Source organism: Vibrio sp. CB1-5 (genome assembly GCF_059412285.1).
Map to the genome: position 1 here is coordinate 1 of NZ_JBJHPB010000065.1, position 1,742 is coordinate 1,742.

Genomic DNA, 1,742 nt, shown 5'->3' on the forward strand with positions numbered 1-1,742 from the left:
TGTCATTACTGAGGGAACATGACGGGATAAGTACCAACCGATTCTGTCATGCCCCTATATTCTAGTAGTCATATCGTTCGACTGCCTCACACATCGATATTCATCGATTGGGATTGCTTGATTCTCATCTCTCGCGTGTTGAGTTTCTCTCTTTTCCAGATAGTTTGGATAGTACTGATACTCACGGTAATGCTCTCTTGTTTGAGTAGTTTCATCACTTGTATCGACGTATTGTGCGGGTTAAGCAATGTTAACTCGATAATCCTATCTTCAGTACTCTCTGGGATACTGTTTTTACTACGTTTCAATGGCTTATTAATTCGCTTAAGACCGAGTGGCCCTTCCTCTTCCATTATTTGCTGATAGGTATATAAGGTCTGGCGAGAGCAACCTAAGATCCGAGCAGCTTTAGAGACACTGCCAAGCTCCGCAACCAACTCCAGAGCTTCTATCTTGCGCTGCACCTCTTTGCCATACTCATGACATTTACGTGGTTCAACTAACTCAGTGATATCTAACCGTCGATGACCGAAGTAAGCTGAGAAGGTACCGTCGAACTGACATCGGATTTCTACTTTTTGGTTCTCTATGGAGTAACGTACTGGCGAATCGATAACGTACATTTTGCTATCAAAGCTAAATGTGTGGTCACGTCGTATCGTTCGATATTCTTTCTGTACACAGATGCTGTTAAGATCTAGGTCAGGTGGCAACGACTTGAACGCAGAGCTCGAGTTAGTCGCCTGAACCATCACATTCTTCACCCAGTATTTGGGGATAAACTCTTCTTGCAAGTATTGGTTCGCGCTCTCCATATCAGTGATGTTGTTGAGGCGTAGTTCGGGGACTAGGCGGTCTTGGAAGGTGTCGAAGGCACGTTCGATTCTTCCTTTCCCTTGAGGAGAGTTCGCAAAGATGATTTCTATGCCTAGCTCCTCACACGCTCGCTGCATCTGTGAGAAGTTACTGCGTTTCGGCCCACCAAAGATACCCGCTCTATCAACATACAAGGTCTTAAATACGCCACGCTTCTCGATATAAGCACGCATCACTTTCATGCATCCTTCGGTCGTTTCGGAGGGAAAAAACTGCGCATGAATGTCACTGGTCGCATCATCGACGATAGCGATGAGACAGGAGCGCTCATTTCCGAACCAACGATGTGGGCTGCCATCCATTTGCAACATAAGCCCAGGTAATGGCATACGCTCTCGATACTTTCTTACTCGACTTCTACGGCGCTTAGAGCGCTTTACGTGGTGAATATCATGAGCCCAAGAACGCAACGTTTCACGTTTTATCGACAGCCCTTCATTTTTGCTCAGAAGCTCTGAGAGATGTTGAAGATTAAAGTCGTAGTACTTGGTTTGAATGAGGCTTTGAACCTCTTTCTTGAGTGACTCAGGGATTTTATTGATGGGAGCACGACCAGTGTTACCATGAATCACGAACCGAATGCCTTCCTTGCGATAACGGCTCAAGTAACGCTCCACTGTTCTGCGTGATTTTTGTAGCAGTTGAGTGGCACTATTGATAGTGATTTTGCCATCAATGACTTTGCTAATGATATCGACAGTAAACTGTGATTTTGAATCCATGTAGAACATCCTTAGCACCCTTTAAAGCTGATTTAATTACTTTAAAAAGTACGCCAATTCAGTCCCGTCATTTTCCCTCGGTAGTTATTGTAATGACAAAGTCGCTTGGTAATTAAGGTACGACAGAATCGCTTGGTGATCACA

1 protein-coding gene is annotated in these 1,742 nt (G+C 44.5%); it reads right to left on the reverse strand.

The window, feature by feature from the left end:
* Positions 1-86: 86 nt before the first annotated feature.
* The gene (locus tag ACJB0T_RS21855) at positions 87-1,607 is read right to left on the reverse strand and encodes an ISNCY family transposase (RefSeq protein WP_479291661.1); all 1,521 of its coding nucleotides are present in this window, start codon (positions 1,605-1,607) and stop codon (positions 87-89) included.
* Positions 1,608-1,742: the final 135 nt, after the last annotated feature.